Annotated in this window: 1 protein-coding gene; it reads left to right on the plus strand. The window is 70.3% G+C overall.

Annotated elements, in window-relative coordinates; all coding sequences use genetic code 11:
- Positions 1-47: 47 nt before the first annotated feature.
- Positions 48-1247: an IS110 family transposase gene (locus tag ACWED2_RS48290; RefSeq protein WP_449697235.1), complete on the plus strand. Its 1200-nt coding sequence runs from the start codon at positions 48-50 to the stop codon at positions 1245-1247.
- Positions 1248-1351: the final 104 nt, after the last annotated feature.

Genomic DNA, 1351 nt, shown 5'->3' on the forward strand with positions numbered 1-1351 from the left:
GATGCCCCACCCGGTGACCACGTCACGGCGAACGAACGGCATGGTGGATGAGCAGCAGCTTCAGCGTGTTTCTCGGCCTGGACGTCGGCAAGGACAACCACCACGCCGTCGGCCTCGACCCCGACGGCAAGCGGCTGCACGACGCTCCGCTGCCCAACACCGAACCCAAGCTGAAAGCCCTGTTCGACAAACTTGCCCAGCACGGGCCGCTGCTGGTGGTGGTCGACCAGCCCGCCACGATCGGGGCACTGCCGGTCGCGGTCGCCCGCGCCGCCGGTCACCAGGTTGCCTACCTGCCCGGGCTGGCGATGCGCCGCATCGCCGACCTCTACCCCGGCCGCGCCAAAACCGACGCCCGGGACGCGTTCGTCATCGCCGACGCCGCCCGAACCCTGCCCCACACCCTGCGCCCGGTCGACGTCGGCGACGACGCCCTGGCCGAACTGGAGGTGCTGGTCGGGTTCGACGACGACCTCGCCGGCGAAGCCACCCGCATCGCCAACCGCATCCGCGGCCTGCTCACCGGCATCCACCCCACCCTCGAACACGCCATCGGCCCGCGGATCAGCCACCCCGCGGTGCTGGAAATCCTCTCCCGCTGCGGCGGCCCCGCCGGCATCACCAAGGCCGGCCGCCGCAAACTCACCGCGATCGCCAAAGCCCACGCGCCCCGCATGGGCGAGCGGCTGGTCGAAGCGATCATGACCGCCCTCGGCGAGCAGACCGTCACCGTCCCAGGCACTGCCGCCGCGGACACCGTGCTGCCGCGGCTGGCCGACAGCCTCAAAACCGTGCTTCTCCAGCGGAAGCAGGTCGCCGAGCAGGTGGAGGGGATACTCGATGCGCACCCTCTTGCCGGGGTCCTGACCTCGATGCCCGGCATCGGCGTCAGGACCGCCGCCCGCATCCTCCTCGAAGTCGGCGACGCCTCGAACTTCGCCAGCTCGGGGCATCTTGCCGCCTACGCCGGCATCGCACCGGTGACCCGCAGCTCCGGCACCAGCATCAAAGGCGAACATCCCGCCCGAACCGGCAACCGCCAGCTCAAACGCGCGTTCTTCCTCGCCGCCTTCGCCGCCCTCTCGGATCCGACCAGCAGGGCCTACTACGACCGCAAACGGGCTGAGGGCAAGAAGCACAACGCCGCGCTGATCTGCCTGGCCCGCCGACGCTGCGACGTCATCTACGCCATGCTCCGCAACGGCACCCACTACCGCCACCCCGAACCAGCTCCCGTTGCGGCTTGACAACCACATAGGGACACCCCCCCGCAACCCCGATCCGAAGCCAGAACACGGCCGGCGGCACCGGGTCAAGGCACGCTTTCCCGCCTTGCCCTCGCGGACACGGT

The organism is Amycolatopsis sp. NPDC005003, assembly GCF_053600695.1.